This is a genomic window from Azonexus sp., assembly GCF_041909095.1.
Classification (GTDB): domain Bacteria; phylum Pseudomonadota; class Gammaproteobacteria; order Burkholderiales; family Rhodocyclaceae; genus Azonexus.
Map to the genome: position 1 here is coordinate 213,748 of NZ_JAYREB010000003.1, position 14,232 is coordinate 227,979.

The following is a 14,232-nucleotide window of genomic DNA, read 5'->3' on the forward strand; positions in this document are numbered from 1 at the left end:
AAGCTGTCGTTTCGCATTCACCAAAGGAGACCCCGTGAAGTATTCCCACCTTTCCCTCGGCGCCCTGCTCGCCACCCTGTGCCTGGCTACCTCGTCGCTGGTTTTCGCCCACGGCGATGTGGTACCGCAGGCGGTCGACACCACCGGCCTCAAACAACTCGGCGCCGACTGGCAGACCGCCAACCCCTACCGCGAAGACAAGACGGCGGTGCGCATCGGCGACTCCGCCTTCAACCAGAACTGCGCCCGCTGTCACGGCCTGGGCGCCGTTTCCGGCGGCATCGCCCCCGATCTGCGCTACCTGCCGAAGGGCGACGAAGGCGACGAAATCTTCATGCAGCGCATCCGCAAGGGCGCCGTGCGCGACGGTCGCGTTTACATGCCGCCGTTCGAGGGCACCCTGTCGCAGGAAGCGATGTGGGCAATCCGCGCCTGGCTGGAGACCGTCCATGAAGAATGATCGCCGCCGCTGCCTCAAGGCGCTCGCCGCGCTGCCCCTGTGCCTGGCCCTGCCGGCCGTTGCCGATGCGCTGGAGACGATCCGCCAGCGCGGCCGCCTGCGCATCGCCGTGTATAACGACTTCCCGCCGTACTCGCTGGCCGGTGGCAAGGGCATCGACGCCGACCTCGGTCGTGCCATCGCCGCCCGCCTCGGTGTCGCCGCCGAAATCGTCGGTTTCAACGCCGACGAAGACATGAGCGACGACCTGCGCAACATGGTCTGGAAGGGCCATTACCTCGGTACCCAGCCGGCCGACCTGATGCTCCACGTACCGGTCGACGAAGGCCTGGCGCGGGCCAACGACAAGGTCCGCATCTTCGGCACCTACCACCGCGAAAGCCTGGCCGTTGCGCGCAATCCGCAGCGCGTGCCGGCGCTCGCGGGGTCCGCCGCGGTGGCGCTGGAAGTGTTCACCCGCGAAAAGATCGGCGTCGAAACCGCCACCCTGGCCGATGCCTTCCTGCTCTCCGTGCTCAACGGCCGGCTGCGCGAGAATGTTGTGCACTTCACCAGCGTCGCCGAAGCCAGCCGGGCGCTTGCCGGCGGCCAGATCGCCGCCGTCCTCGCGCCGCGCGCCGAACTCGAAGCGGCGCTGTCCGGCAGCCAGCAGGTGGTGCTTGAAAGCGCCAATTTCGCCGAACTGAAGATCGACGGCTGGCCGCTCGGCATGGCCGTCAAGGCCGAGGAAGCAGCGCTCGCCGAAGCCGTCGGCGCCGCCGTTGCCGACCTGCGCCGCGACGGCAGCATCGCCGCCATCTTCCGCCAGCACGGCATCACCTATCAAAACAACTGAGGTCATCATGCGCGCCACCTCCTGTTTTCTCCTTGCCCTGTTCGCTGCCACCGGTGCCAGCGCCGAGCCCTTTGCCTACGTGCCGAACGAGAAGAGCGCCAGCGTCAGCGTCATCGACACCGCCAGCGACACCGTCGTGCGCCAGTTTCCCGTCGGCGAACGGCCGCGCGGCATCGCCGGCGGCACTGGCCGCCTCTACCTGACCGACGGCAAGAGCAACAGCCTGCTGATCGTCGACAGCGCCGCCGGCAAGCTGGAACGCCGGGTCAAGGTCGGCGACTCGCCGGAAGGCGTCAGCCTGTCGGCGGACGGCAAGCTGCTGGCGGTGGCCGTCGAGGACGACAACGTGGTCGCGCTGCTCAGCGCCCCGGCGGCGAAGGAACTGGCGCGCATCAAGGTGCTGGGCAAGAACCCCGAGCACGCCGTGTTCAGCCCTGACAGCCGCTGGCTCTACGTCAGCGCCGAGGACGCCGAACAGGTCGATGTGATCGATGTCGCCGCCCGTCGCCAGGTCGGCAGCATCCCGGTCGGCCTGCGGCCGCGCGGCATCGGTTTCCTGCCCGACGGCAGTCGCGCCTACGTTGCCTGCGAGCTGGCCGACAAGGTCTACGCCATCGACGTCGCCAGTCACAAGGTGCTGGCCGAAATTCCGGCCGGCAAGTATCCGAACGGCGTCGCCATCCATCCCGACGGCAAGCGCGTCTACATCTCCAACGGCCGCGATGGCTCGGTGATGGCGATCGACGTCGCCAGCAACACGGTGACCGGCACTGTCGCCGTCGGCAAGCGCCCCTGGAACATGGCCATCACCCCGGACGGCGGCAAGCTCTACGTTGCCAACGGGCGCTCGAACAGCGTTTCGGTGATCGATACCGGCCGCTTCGAGAAAACCGGCGACATCGCCGTCGGCGAACTGCCGTGGGGCGTCAGCATCCGATGAGCGCCGCCCGCTACACGCTGCCGGCGATCCTGCTGCACTGGGCGCAGGCGATCCTCATCGTCTGGCTGCTCTGGCTCGGCTGGACGATGACCGATCTACCCAAGGGCGTCGAGCGCAGCGCCGCTTACGGCCTGCACAAATCGCTCGGCCTGCTCGCGCTGCTCCTGGTGGCGCTACGCCTCGGCTGGCGCCGCTTCCACCCGCCGCCGGCCTCGCCGCTGCAGGGGCCGCTGGCCAAGGTGGCTGGCGCCACCCACCTGGCACTTTACGTCTTCCTTGTCCTCGCCCCGCTTGCCGGCTACCTGGCCTCGGCGTTCATGCCTTATCCGGTCAAGTTCTTCGGCTACGAACTGCCCCGCCTGTTCGCCGCTGACGAAGGACTCAACGCCGTTTTCAAGCAACTGCACGTGCTTCTGGTGTGGAGCGGCGCCGCGCTGATCCTTCTGCACCTCGCCGGCACGCTGAAACACCTGCTGCTGCGCGACGGCACACTGCAACGCATGTTGCCCGGTGCGCTGTTGCGGAAATGAACAGGTGTTGAGAAATGGAGCAGGTGGACTTGGGCAGAATGCCTTTCAGGCGGGCGGCTTTGGCTGCAGAGCCGCTGTGTTCCGCGCCTGACGCGCGGGCGTACTTTCTTCTTGTTTCGCCAAGAAGAAAGTAGCCAAAGAAGAAGGCGACCCTAGGTCGGCGCCCGCTGCGCGGGTACCCTGCGCTACTCGGTCCTGGCGGGGGCTGCGCAACTCGGGGCTGCGCCCCTCAGACAGTGCTCGCCCTTTTTCCGCCAGGCCCTGCGTTGCTCGGCGCCTCCCAAGGGGCCCGGTAAACCGATCGCTGCTGAAAGAACAACGCTCTTTCAACCACAAACCATCACATACCGCTGGTTCTCGGGGCCCCCCTGAGAGGCGCTGAGCAACGCAGGCGTGCCGGGGGAAGTCGGCGAGGACTGTCTGAGGCCCGCAGGGCCGAGTTCCGCAGCCGCCCGGCGCGCCGAGTAGCGCAAGGGACCGGGCGCAGCCCGGCGCCGACCTGGGGGTGGCCTTCTTTTTGGCTACTTTTTCTTGGCCACACAAGAAAAAGTACGCCCGCGCGTCCGGCGCGGAACCCGGCGTTTCAAATGCCAAAGCCGCAGTCGAATCTGTTCTTCGAGATAACGGGGACGGACCTCGATTACTTATCACGCCAGCAGGGTGAACTGCGGCGCCTTGGCCGCCTTCCGGTCGAACGTGGCGGTATATCTGGCCCCCAGGCGCTGATGCGCACGACCCAGGAGGTAATCGGAAAAATCGGCCGTACCCTGCCGATAGTCCTGCAAGGCGAGAATGCCGAGATCGGGTGCTTCGATCTGCAACTCGCGGCAGGTCAACAGGGCGGCCAGGGCATCGGCAACCTGCTCGCGGGTGTAGCCGTAGGCCCGTGACAGAACCCAGCCCACTTCGCACAGGACAATGTGGCCGATGATGCCTGGCTCGGCAGCGGAAAGCTGCTGCTCGATCAAGGCATTGGCTTGTGCCGATTGCGCCGGGTCGTCCTGGGTCAGGTAGCGCACCAGCACATTGGTGTCGAGCCCGATCATGAACGACCGGAAGCGGTAATGGCCGCGTCCATCTCTTCGAGCGAAACGGGCTGGGCCGGTTTGGGCAGCATGCCTTTCAGGCTGGCAACGGGCCGGGTTGCCGAGAGCAGGAACAAACGTCCGTCGTCGCCGAAAACGAACTCGACCCGGTCGCCGGGGTGCAACTGCAGCGCATCACGCGCCGGCTTCGGGATCGTGATCTGCCCCTTGGATGTCATCGTTGCGAGCATGTTCCTTACCATTTTTGCGTTTGTACAATCGAAAGGAATCCTAGCACTCGCGATAGCTGCAGGCAATTTGTCTTTGCCAATGCAGCGCTGGAAAGCCGTTGCTTTGGCTGATCAGCGGCAATCACCTGATGCTCGTGGCGTCCGGGAGATGACGTCACTCACCGGAATTTCCCGTCATCGCTCAGGTCTACACTTTTCCCGCCCCGCGTGGGCTGTCCTGGAGAACGGCATGGCCTGGCGTTTCGTGTTCCTTTCGTGGCTGCTCGTGGTGGCGCTGTCATCGGTTGGTGTTGCGGCCGAGCTGCAGCGCAGCGAGAAGGCGGCTTTCCGGGTGGTCGAGCTGACGCGGGGGCTGGAGCATCCGTGGTCGGTCGCTTTCCTGCCCGATGGGCGTTTTCTGGTCAGCGAGCGGCCGGGGCGCTTGCGGCTGATTGCTGCCGACGGGCGGCTCGATCCGCGGCCGGTGGGCGGGGTGCCGGCGGTGGTGGCGCGCGGTCAGGGCGGCTTGCTCGATGTCGTGCTGCATCCCCAGTTTGCCAGCAACGGCTGGGTCTATCTGTCCTACGCCGGGGGCGGCGAGGGCGGTGCGGGAACGGAGGTGGCGCGCGGGCGGCTGGTGGGCGACGCCAGCGGCAGCCGGCTGGTCGATCTGCAGGTGATCTATCGTCAGCAGCCGAAGTCGCTCGGCCGCGTGCATTTCGGTTCGCGCCTGGTGTTCGGCGGCGACGGCATGCTCTACATCACCCAGGGCGACCGCGGCGAGATGGAGCGGGCGCAGGCGCCCGGCGATCTGGCCGGCAAGCTGGTCCGCCTGCACGACGACGGTCGGGTGCCGGCCGACAATCCCTGGCGCGGCGTTGCCGGCGCCCGGCCGGAGGCCTACAGCACCGGTCACCGCAGCATGCAGGGGGCGGCGCTGCATCCGCAGAGCGGCGCTTTATGGACGCACGAGCACGGGCCGCAGGGTGGCGACGAGATCAACGTGATCCGGCCCGGCCGCAATTACGGCTGGCCGGTGATCACCTACGGGGTCAATTACGGGCTGGGGACGAAGATCGGCGTCGGCACGCATCAGCCGGGCATGGAGCAGCCGCTGTACCAATGGACGCCGTCGATTGCGCCGTCCGGCATGGCGTTTTACACGGGCGGGCGGTTTCCCGGCTGGCAGGGCAATCTCTTCGTTGGCGCGCTGAAGGCGCAGGCCTTGCTGCGGCTGGCACTGGACGGCGAGCGGGTGATCGGCGAGGAGCGCCTGCTGGTCGGCCAGGTCGGCCGCATCCGCGATGTCCGGCAAGGGCCGGACGGCTTTCTTTACCTGCTGACCGACGCGGCGGACGGGCGGCTGCTGCGGCTGGAGCCGGCCGCCCGGCCGTGAGGCTCACTCCAGCGAGAGCACCCAGGCGATCGCCTGCCTGAGGTCGTCGTCGCTGATCTTGTCGGCGGGGTGGGGCAGCATCGGTACCGTGCCCCAGTTGCCGGAACCGCCGTGGCGGACCTTGTCGAAGAGGGCGGCGGGCGCCTTGGCGTCGCCCCGGTATTTGGCGGCAACGTCCTTGTAGGCGGGGCCGACGCGCTTGGCGTCGACGGCGTGGCAGGCGACGCAGCGCGCCTTCTTGACGATGGCTTCGCTGGCGTGGGCGGAGAGGGCAGGGGCGAGCAGGCTGGCGGCGAGGCAGAGGCCGGCGGCACGGAAGACGGATTTCATGAAAACTCCGGTTATTCGAAAAAAAGGGGGCGGTCGCCCGCCCCCGAAACTTCCCCGCAAAGGGACAGTGGAGGAGATTCGCTCAGAAAAAGCCGAGCTTCTGTTCGGCGTAGCTGACCAGCAGGTTCTTGGTCTGCTGGTAGTGGTCGAGCATGACCTTGTGCGTTTCGCGACCGATACCCGATTCCTTGTAGCCGCCGAAGGCGGCGTGGGCCGGGTAGGCGTGGTAGCAGTTGGTCCACACGCGGCCGGCCTGGATGGCGCGGCCCATGCGGTAGGCGACGTTGCCGTTGCGGCTCCAGACGCCGGCGCCAAGGCCGTAGAGCGTGTCGTTGGCGATCGCCAGGGCTTCCGCTTCGTCTTTGAAGGTGGTCACCGCGAGCACCGGCCCGAAGATTTCTTCCTGGAAGATGCGCATCTTGTTGTGGCCTTTGAACAGCGTCGGCTGGATGTAGTAACCGCCTTCAATGTCGCCGCCGAGGTGGGCGCGTTCGCCACCGATCAGCACTTCGGCGCCTTCTTCCTTGCCCAGCTTGAGGTAGGACTCGATCTTGTCCATCTGGATCTGCGAGGCCTGCGCACCCATCATCGTCTCGGTGTCGAGCGGGCTGCCCTGCTTGATCGCGGCAACGCGCTGCAGGCAGCGCTCCATGAACTTCTCGTAGATCGATTCCTGGATCAGCGCACGGCTCGGGCAGGTACACACTTCGCCCTGGTTGAAGGCGAACAGCACCAGACCTTCAATCGCCTTGTCGAGGAAGCCGTCGTCCTTGTCCATCACGTCGGCGAAGAAGATGTTGGGCGACTTGCCGCCCAGTTCCAGCGTGGCCGGGATCAGGTTGTTGGCGGCGGCCTGGGCGATCACGCGGCCGGTGGCGGTGGAACCGGTGAAGGCGATCTTGGCGATCCGCTTGCTGGTCGCCAGCGGCATGCCGGCTTCGCGACCGAGGCCATTGACGATGTTGAGCACGCCCGGCGGCAGCAGGTCGGCGATCAGATCGACCAGGATCAGGATCGAGATCGGGGTCGATTCGGCCGGCTTCAGCACCACGCAGTTACCGGCGCCAAGCGCCGGAGCGAGCTTCCAGGCGGCCATCAGGATGGGGAAGTTCCACGGGATGATCTGGCCGACGACGCCGAGCGGTTCGTGGATGTGGTAAGCCATGGTGTTCTCGTCGATTTCCGAGATACCACCTTCCTGCGAGCGCAGGCAGCCGGCGAAGTAACGGAAGTGGTCGACGGCGAGCGGGATGTCGGCGGCCAGCGTTTCGCGGATCGGCTTGCCGTTGTCGACGGTCTCGGCGTAGGCGAGCAGTTCGAGGTTGGCTTCGAGGCGGTCGGCGATCTTGAGCAGGATGTTCGAACGGGTCGCTGCGTCGGTCTTGCCCCACTTCGGGAAGGCCGCATGCGCCGCGTCGAGCGCCAGATCGATGTCCTCGGCGGTGGAGCGGGCGGCTTGCGTGTAGACCTTGCCGTTGACCGGGGTCACCACGTCGAAGTACTGGCCCTTGACCGGCGCGGTCCACTGGCCGTTGATGAAGTTGTCGTACTTGGCCTTGTAGGCGATTTTTGCGCCAGCGGCGCCGGGGGCTGCGTAGATCATTTTGTCTCCAGTGTTCTCGAAATGGGTTGCGGACAAGTCTTTGGAAATCCGGCGTAGCTTCGGGAGCGAGGCTGCGCCGTGACTCGTGACCTATCATTCGCACGCCGCGTGCCAGCCCGTTCCTGGTTTTGCAAAGCGTTTGTTAATCAATGGCTTGTGCGCTTTGTTCAGGTGTCTGTCGAGGGCCGGGCTGCTCCATTGATCAACGGCTGTTCAAATGTGGAGCAGTGGCCGGGCACGCTTGGGTAGCAGGCTTGCAACAACAATTCCGTTGTCACATGACGTTGTCTTCGCTATCCTTCCGGCTTCCCATTTCGCTGCCACCGCCATGTCCATCGACCTCGTGCGCAACCTGTTCTCGAGCGACACGCGCCTGTATGCGCTGTCCTGGCGGGACGAAGGGATGCCGCAACTGGAAGTCGAATGCTGGTGGGGGCGAGAGAGCCTGTCCGGTGGTTTCGAGTACGTCATCGACTTGGTGTCACCGGACGCCCGGCTCGGCCAGTCGCGTTTCCTCGGCAAGGCGCTGGCGCTGGAAGTCCGGCTGGCCGACGGCAGCACCTTCAAGCGCCACGGCTACGTGCGCTGGGCGGCGACGCTCGACGCCGACGGCGGTTTCGGCCGCTACCGGCTGATCGTCATCCCCTGGCTCTGGCTCACCTCGCGCGGTCGCCATCACCGGGTCTTCCAGGAACGCACCGTGGTCGACATCGTCGACACCGTGTTCGCCGACTACGCCGACATCGCCGCCTGGCAATGGGGCGACGAAGTCGCCGGCTTCCTCGCCGACACCCGGCCGCGCAGCTACTGCGTGCAGTACAACGAATCCGACTACCAGTTCGTCTCCCGCCTGCTCGCCGAAGAAGGCCTGGGCTGGCGCATCGAAGCCGACGACGCCGCCCCCGGCGGCCACCGCCTGACGATCTTCGCCGACAGCCGCCTGCTGCCGCAGGACCCGGTCTCCGCCAGCGGCCTGCGTTACCACCGCAGCGATTCGCAGGAAGCCCAGGACGCCATCCTCGCCTTCGGCGAACACCGCCGCCTGCTCGCCGCCAAAACCACGCTGCTCTCGCACGACTACAAGGCCAAGCGCGCCATCGCCGCCAGCGTGCCGACCGCACAGCCGGTCGGCGGGCCGCATGCGCCGCTTCTCGAGAACTACGACGACGCCGGTCCCTACGCCTTCGCCAGCCTGGCCGAAGCCGAACGCTACGGACGGCTGGCGATGGAAGCGCGCGAAGCCCGCTACCTGACCTGGCTCGGCCGCGGCAGCGTGCGCAGCCTCAGCGCCGGCACCTGGATCGCCATCGGCGACCTGCCAAGGGCCGGCGATCACCGCTACCTGGTCTGCGAGGTGAACCACGCCGGCATCAACAACCTGACCGCCGCCGCCATGGCCCGCCTCGCCGAACGCCTGCGCCTCCCGCAGAACCTCGGCCAGGACGACCCGCTCTCCGGCGGTGACGCCGTCGAACCGATCGCCGCGCCGAGCAAGGTGCCCGCCGAACTCCTCGAACTCGCCCGCGAACGCGGCTACGGCAACAGCTTCACCGGCCTGCACGCCGACCTCCCCTGGCGGCCGGCGCTCAGCGACGACACCGGCCTGCGCCTCAACCCGCGCCCCACCGCCCCCGGGCCGATGACCGCCATCGTCGTCGGCCCCAACGGCGAGCAGCGCCCGAACGGCGTCGAAGAAATCTGGTGCGACCGCTACGGCCGGATCAAGATCCGCTTCCCCTGGCAACAAGCCGAACGGCCGGACGACCGCGACAGCTGCTGGATGCGCGTCCTGCAACGCCAGGCCGGCCCCGGCATGGGCTGGCAATGGCTGCCACGGATCGGCCAGGAAGTGCTGATCGACTTCCTCAACGGCGACATGGACCGCCCCTACGTCCTCGGCGCCCTCTACAACGGCAAGGGCGCCGGCGGCATCCCCGCCACCCCGGGTGGCAGGCCGGGCGAAAGCGATACCAGCGTCTTCGACCCCGCCACCGACCACCGCCCGGCCGGCCAGGGCAACCTCGCCGGCGGCAACAGTCCCGCCTGGCACGGCGGCGCCAGTAACAGCCACCGCCACCCGGCCGCACTCGGCGGCTTCAAGAGCAAGGAATTCGGTGGCCAGGGCTTCAATCAACTGGTCATGGACGACAGCGACCGCCAGCAACGCATCCAGCTAAAGAGCACCCAGCACAGCAGCGAACTCAACCTCGGCCACCTCATCCACCAGGCCGACAACTACCGCGGCAGCTTCCGCGGCACCGGCGTCGAACTCCGCACCGACGCCTGGGGCGCCCTACGCGGCGGGCGCGGCGTGCTGATGAGCACCTGGCCGCTCGCCGTCCCCGGCACCCCGGCCGGCGACTTCGCCCCCGGCATGGCCCTGCTCAGACAAGCCGACACCCTGGCCCGCACGCTCAGCCAGGCGGCGAAGACCCACCGCACCGTCGAACTGTCCAGCGCCATCGGCAGCACCAGCGCCGGACAAAGCGCCATCGACGACCAAGCCGCACCGATCAAGGCCCTGCACACCGTCGCCAGCGGCATGGTCGACGCCAAGGACGAAAGCCAGGCCAGTGCCGACGCCCAGGCCAAGACCACGACGGCCGACACCGACAAACGCCCGCACCCGACCGACCCGGCGATCCTGCAAGCCGCCCGCGCCAACTTCGCCCACATCGCCGGCCAGAACCTGCAATACGCCAACGACGAAACCACCACCTTCGAGAGCGGCGAAGACAGCAACCTCGCCATCGCCGGCAAGGCCAGAATTCACACCGGCCAGGCCATCGGCCTGGTAGCCGGCGCCATCCGCCCGGGCGAAGGCAACAGCGGCATCAAACTGATCGCCGCCAAAGACGACATCGACCTGCAGGCGCAGAGCGACGAAATGAAGTTCCAGGCCAAGCAGGACCTGAGAATCGTCTCCGCCAACGCCCACGTCGACTTCGCGGCGGCGAAGAAGATTCACCTGGCGGTGAAAGGCGGCGCCAGCATCACCATCGACGGCGGCATCACCGTGCAGTGCCCGGGGACGATTACGGTGCATGCGAGCAAGAAATCGTTCAGTGGGCCGACCAGCTTGCGGCACGAGTTCAAGCAGTTTCCGAGTACTGATTACGATGAGGGCTTCATCGTCACCGACGCACTCACTGGCAAGCCGATCCCCAATTTTGGCTATCGCATCACAACCGAAGGCGGACAGGTGATTCGTGGCAAGACTGATGCAAACGGAGCGACTCAGGTTGTCAGTGCTTCTGCTCTCGAGCAACTGAGAATTGACCCAGACCCTGTTCCCCTGGAAAGACCCGTTATTCCGAAGGTTTGAATCTATGGTAGCTGCCAACAGCAAAACTCCATCCCCCATGGGTATTTCCCATGCCAGCCCGACCAGTTATCTCAATCGCAAGGAAGTTGGTGCCGGTCTTGAGATGCCCGGCATCATCATCTTCGTGCATGGCGTGAATAGTGAAGGAGAGTGGTATGCCGATGCGGAAAAGCATTTGCTGGACGGATTGAACAAGCGGCTAGGCAGGGAGGATTTGCAGCCGAGGGCGTTCGACAAAGACACTGCGCGACCTCAACTGGGCAGCAGCGAAACCTCGCCGATCATCCACTTCTTCTGGGGCTATCGCTCGCCTGATGGCCAGGAGAAGGAATGGAGAGTCCCGCTACGTGACAAGTGGCGTAAATCTGCGTGGGGGAAAGACTACAAACCAACGCCCCCTATGTACTGGGGCGGCGGCCCCTTCCAGAACGGTTGCAACAACCTGCCGCTCCTGTGGTCGGAGCGCGGATTCAGTCGGCGAATTTGGGTCGCTTTCCTGCCGATCAACGTGCAAAGCATGAATCCCGAGGTCGATCGACAACTGCAGGACGCTCCGCCACGCAACTATTACGCACATGCTGCCGGCCGCTTGGCCGATCTCGTGCGCAGGGTTCGTGGCAAGTACCCGGCGGATACCATTACCTTGATGGGGCACAGCCAGGGTACGCAGATCGTGCTTGGCGCAATGGCCTTGCTGGAGCCGGAAAACCAGGCGGACGGCGTCATCTTGATGAATGGTCCCTATGCGCTGGAGTCCAAGGTGACCGACAGTCTTGCTCAGGGTAACGATGCCCCGACCGAGAAGGCGCGCCGGAATACCTTCGAAAATATCGTCAAGCATTTCATGAAAGGCTACCGGCCGTTATCGGATGAGTTGGTTGCGCAGTTGCGGGTCGGTCTCACGAAGGAAAGGCAAGCCTGGACGCCGAAGCAGGCAGGTGAGCGCGACAACACCGGACGCATTTACGTCTATTTCAATCCGCACGATCGGGTAATGGGGAGTACCGCACTGCAAAGCATGGGCTGGCAAGGCTTGCCCGACAGCGTACTGAACAAGTTTCCCGGAACGCTTTATCAGCGCATCCTGGCTCGCACCACGGCCTGTGGCGGGGAACCCGGCAAAGCCTATCTCTGGCCGCGTGATCTGAATGGAAACCCCGGTCCATTCTGGAACTTGATGAAAAAAACCAAGGGAGTGATCCGCACTGACATATGGACGACACCCGATCAGAACCAGCAAGTCAGCATCAATGCCGAAGCTGTACCAGAACCTATTGCCGCCGAGGAAATGCTCGGGTTCGATACACAGTCTCACCAGGAGAAAGAATGGAAACGTCACGATGATTATCCGTTCTATCGGGATATTTATGACCGGGAGGAATGGGTCAAGGAAGATGAAACTCCTTACGACAACATGCCGCGCTATCGACTGGAAACTCAGGAAGAACTGGAGCAACGGATCGGTAACTATATTCCCGAACCGACCGACCACAGCACCTTGCCCAAACATCAGCAATTTCTCAGCCGAGTTGTCGCCTACGACGTGCCGATCGGCTTTTGCCAGAGCCATCAGGACAAGGCATTCTGGAACGAACTCAACCTTCTGGCGGACTGGCGCTTATCCGACGCTTACTTTTCGACCGGCAAGTTGAACATTCCTCCCATGCCAGCCCTGATTGACATAGAAACCTACGGTGATTTACGAAAGCAACAGGAGCAGACTGCTGCGCTATGGAAAACCCAGAACAGGGATACGGTGCTGGTATGAGCAAATTGCTTCTTGGTGGTTTCGTGACCTTAATTGCCGGTTGTGCTTCCGTTGCCTCGATCAGCACCGGCACAGGCGTCATGCCGGTTCATCAGCGCCCCACTTACAACAGCCCGCAACAAGTCATCTACCGGATCGACGACTACCGTTATATTACCCTGGAAAATTATCGTGACTGCCGGGTTGGCGGAATCATGAAGTGGAATGATGACAGGAAGAACCTGCATGCCGTGATAGAAAAATATCCGACCTGGGGATCTGGTATATGGCAAGGAAAATTCAAAATAGATCCGGGAGATGAACGCATTGCAATTGCAACTTTCGGTTGCGGAGACAAAAACTGTCACGTGTGGATCAATTTCTCGAATGATGGTGGCCTTACTTGGGATGCTTTTTCTTCGGAAAGCTTTTCTCATTCATATTACTCACCGAATAGAAACTCCTATACTAGGTCAGACATCGAGGCCACGGAAGTTCGTGTTACGAAGGACGGCTATATATATGTCATTCCATCTCACAAGACCTTTTACTACCGGAAACATCTGGATGGGAGCAAAAATCAGCGCCTGGAAGGCATCAGCGGTGACGAACGTTGCTGGCCTGACGATAGTTTGAAACTGGGAATTAAAGAGCATATTGATTGGGTTGAGTCGTGCGAAGGAAATCGCGTTCGAAAGCCGCCTTTCCCACCTTTGGAACCAGGAAAATACGACAAGTATGATTTGTCTTCCATTCCTGATGTTAAAACCCCCTCCAGACAGGATCGATTCACCTGTGACCCGTCGCTGAATCCCGTTGTTGAGGAAGAATAAATTGATAGGCCTGGACGAAATGCGTGAGTTGTAATCGTCAGGCTGCAAACTGACAGGGCAAGTGAATTTCAGAAACAATGGGAAGCGGCCGTAACATCATGGAACAACCAGAACAAGGATATGATTCTGGTATGAGCAAATTGCTTCTCGGTGGTTTCGTGACCTTAATTGCCGGTTGTGCTTCCGTTGCCTCGATTAGCACCGGCACAGGCGCCATGCCGGTGCATCAGCGCCCCACATACAATAGCCCCCAACAAGTCATCTACCGGATCGAAGACGACCGCTACATCACCCTGGAAAATTATCGTGACTGCCGGGTTGGCGGAATCATGAAGTGGAATGATGACAGGAAGAACCTGCATGCCGTGATAGAAAAATATCCGACCTGGGGATCTGGCATATGGCAAGGGAAATTCAAAATAGATCCGGGGGATGAACGTATTGCAATTGCAACTTTCGGTTGCGGAGACAAAAACTGTCACGTGTGGATCAATTTTTCGAATGATGGCGGTCTTACTTTGGATGCTTTTTCTTCGGAAAGCTTTTCCCATTCATATTACGCACCGAATAGAAACTCCTATACCAGGTCAGACATAGAGGCGACAGAAATTCGCGTTACGAAAGATGGCTATATTTATGTAATTCCTAAGCATAAAAAATTTTTCTACCGCTATCGCCTAAATGGAACAAAAGATCAGTCCCCAGATGGAACGGCAACAGGCGATGAGCGTTGCTGGCCTGGTGAGGGTTTAAAATTAGGAATAAAAGAGCATATTGATTGGGTTGAGTCATGCGAAGAAAATCGCGTTCGAAAGCCGCCTTTTCCACCTATGGAGCCCGGTAAATACGACATGCACGATCTTGCTTCGATTCCCAATATAAAAACGCCCTCCAGACAGGAGGAGTTTACCTGTGACCCGTCGCTGAATCCCGTTGTTGAGGAGGAGGAAGAATAAATCGATAGGCCTGGACGAAATG

Annotated in this window: 13 protein-coding genes; 9 read left to right on the forward strand and 4 right to left on the reverse strand. The window is 62.8% G+C overall.

The features are described from left to right. Nucleotides 1-34: 34 nt before the first annotated feature. The 4 genes from pedF to ACE3OV_RS09200 are packed head-to-tail and all read left to right on the forward strand — an operon-like array spanning nucleotide 35 to nucleotide 2,765. Nucleotides 35-460 carry a cytochrome c-550 PedF gene (pedF, locus tag ACE3OV_RS09185; protein WP_374326710.1) on the forward strand — a complete coding sequence of 142 codons (426 nt, stop codon included), beginning with the start codon at nucleotides 35-37 and terminating at the stop codon, nucleotides 458-460. Next, nucleotides 450-1,295 (forward strand): substrate-binding periplasmic protein, encoded by an 846-nt coding sequence (locus tag ACE3OV_RS09190; RefSeq protein WP_374326711.1) that lies wholly within the window; start codon nucleotides 450-452, stop codon nucleotides 1,293-1,295. Before pedF ends, ACE3OV_RS09190 begins: the two co-directional genes overlap by 11 nt. Before the next feature lie 7 nt (nucleotides 1,296-1,302). Further along, nucleotides 1,303-2,235 (forward strand): beta-propeller fold lactonase family protein, encoded by a 933-nt coding sequence (locus tag ACE3OV_RS09195; RefSeq protein WP_374326712.1) that lies wholly within the window; start codon nucleotides 1,303-1,305, stop codon nucleotides 2,233-2,235. Then, nucleotides 2,232-2,765, forward strand: a complete 534-nt coding sequence (locus tag ACE3OV_RS09200) for a cytochrome b (RefSeq protein WP_374326713.1) — start codon at nucleotides 2,232-2,234, stop codon at nucleotides 2,763-2,765. The genes ACE3OV_RS09195 and ACE3OV_RS09200 overlap by 4 nt, the downstream gene beginning before the upstream one ends. A 647-nt stretch (nucleotides 2,766-3,412) precedes the next feature. Here the strand turns inward: ACE3OV_RS09200 and ACE3OV_RS09205 are convergent. Both ACE3OV_RS09205 and ACE3OV_RS09210 read right to left on the reverse strand, forming a co-directional pair. Then, entirely contained in the window at nucleotides 3,413-3,811 is a 399-nt protein-coding gene (locus ACE3OV_RS09205) for a PIN domain-containing protein (protein WP_374326715.1), read from the reverse strand. Next, nucleotides 3,808-4,041: an AbrB/MazE/SpoVT family DNA-binding domain-containing protein gene (locus tag ACE3OV_RS09210; RefSeq protein ID WP_374326716.1), complete on the reverse strand. Its 234-nt coding sequence runs from the start codon at nucleotides 4,039-4,041 to the stop codon at nucleotides 3,808-3,810. Before ACE3OV_RS09210 ends, ACE3OV_RS09205 begins: the two co-directional genes overlap by 4 nt. Nucleotides 4,042-4,270: 229 nt before the next feature. Between ACE3OV_RS09210 and ACE3OV_RS09215 the strand changes: the two genes are divergently transcribed. Next, a complete protein-coding gene (locus ACE3OV_RS09215; protein ID WP_374326717.1) occupies nucleotides 4,271-5,416 on the forward strand; it encodes a PQQ-dependent sugar dehydrogenase in 1,146 nt (381 codons plus the stop codon). Between the two features lie 3 nt (nucleotides 5,417-5,419). Here ACE3OV_RS09215 and ACE3OV_RS09220 read toward each other — a convergent pair whose 3' ends face one another. Next, entirely contained in the window at nucleotides 5,420-5,746 is a 327-nt protein-coding gene (locus ACE3OV_RS09220; RefSeq protein ID WP_374326718.1) for a c-type cytochrome, read from the reverse strand. Nucleotides 5,747-5,828: 82 nt separating this feature from the next. Then, nucleotides 5,829-7,349 carry an aldehyde dehydrogenase family protein gene (locus ACE3OV_RS09225; protein WP_374326719.1) on the reverse strand — a complete coding sequence of 507 codons (1,521 nt, stop codon included), beginning with the start codon at nucleotides 7,347-7,349 and terminating at the stop codon, nucleotides 5,829-5,831. Nucleotides 7,350-7,677: 328 nt separating this feature from the next. Here ACE3OV_RS09225 and ACE3OV_RS09230 point away from each other — a divergent pair, with 328 nt between their 5' ends. From ACE3OV_RS09230 to ACE3OV_RS09245, 4 genes are all read left to right on the forward strand, one after another. Further along, nucleotides 7,678-10,674: a type VI secretion system Vgr family protein gene (locus tag ACE3OV_RS09230; protein ID WP_374326721.1), complete on the forward strand. Its 2,997-nt coding sequence runs from the start codon at nucleotides 7,678-7,680 to the stop codon at nucleotides 10,672-10,674. Next, nucleotides 10,625-12,442, forward strand: a complete 1,818-nt coding sequence (locus ACE3OV_RS09235; RefSeq protein ID WP_374326723.1) for a DUF3274 domain-containing protein — start codon at nucleotides 10,625-10,627, stop codon at nucleotides 12,440-12,442. Before ACE3OV_RS09230 ends, ACE3OV_RS09235 begins: the two co-directional genes overlap by 50 nt. Beyond that, a complete protein-coding gene (locus ACE3OV_RS09240; RefSeq protein ID WP_374326724.1) occupies nucleotides 12,406-13,254 on the forward strand; it encodes a hypothetical protein in 849 nt (282 codons plus the stop codon). The genes ACE3OV_RS09235 and ACE3OV_RS09240 overlap by 37 nt, the downstream gene beginning before the upstream one ends. Before the next feature lie 98 nt (nucleotides 13,255-13,352). Continuing rightward, nucleotides 13,353-14,210, forward strand: a complete 858-nt coding sequence (locus ACE3OV_RS09245; protein ID WP_374326725.1) for a hypothetical protein — start codon at nucleotides 13,353-13,355, stop codon at nucleotides 14,208-14,210. Nucleotides 14,211-14,232: the final 22 nt, after the last annotated feature.

Excerpts from the sequence above, each read along its gene's own strand:
- ACE3OV_RS09215 (WP_374326717.1), top strand. The coding sequence starts at position 4,271 with ATGGCCTGGCGTTTCGTGTTCCTTTCGTGGCTGCTCGTGGTGGCGCTG.
- ACE3OV_RS09210 (WP_374326716.1), bottom strand. The coding sequence starts at position 4,041 with ATGCTCGCAACGATGACATCCAAGGGGCAGATCACGATCCCGAAGCCG.
- ACE3OV_RS09200 (WP_374326713.1), top strand. The coding sequence starts at position 2,232 with ATGAGCGCCGCCCGCTACACGCTGCCGGCGATCCTGCTGCACTGGGCG.
- ACE3OV_RS09225 (WP_374326719.1), bottom strand. The coding sequence starts at position 7,349 with ATGATCTACGCAGCCCCCGGCGCCGCTGGCGCAAAAATCGCCTACAAG.
- ACE3OV_RS09195 (WP_374326712.1), top strand. The coding sequence starts at position 1,303 with ATGCGCGCCACCTCCTGTTTTCTCCTTGCCCTGTTCGCTGCCACCGGT.
- ACE3OV_RS09230 (WP_374326721.1), top strand. The coding sequence starts at position 7,678 with ATGTCCATCGACCTCGTGCGCAACCTGTTCTCGAGCGACACGCGCCTG.
- ACE3OV_RS09220 (WP_374326718.1), bottom strand. The coding sequence starts at position 5,746 with ATGAAATCCGTCTTCCGTGCCGCCGGCCTCTGCCTCGCCGCCAGCCTG.
- ACE3OV_RS09245 (WP_374326725.1), top strand. The coding sequence starts at position 13,353 with ATGGAACAACCAGAACAAGGATATGATTCTGGTATGAGCAAATTGCTT.
- ACE3OV_RS09190 (WP_374326711.1), top strand. The coding sequence starts at position 450 with ATGAAGAATGATCGCCGCCGCTGCCTCAAGGCGCTCGCCGCGCTGCCC.
- ACE3OV_RS09205 (WP_374326715.1), bottom strand. The coding sequence starts at position 3,811 with ATGATCGGGCTCGACACCAATGTGCTGGTGCGCTACCTGACCCAGGAC.
- ACE3OV_RS09240 (WP_374326724.1), top strand. The coding sequence starts at position 12,406 with ATGGAAAACCCAGAACAGGGATACGGTGCTGGTATGAGCAAATTGCTT.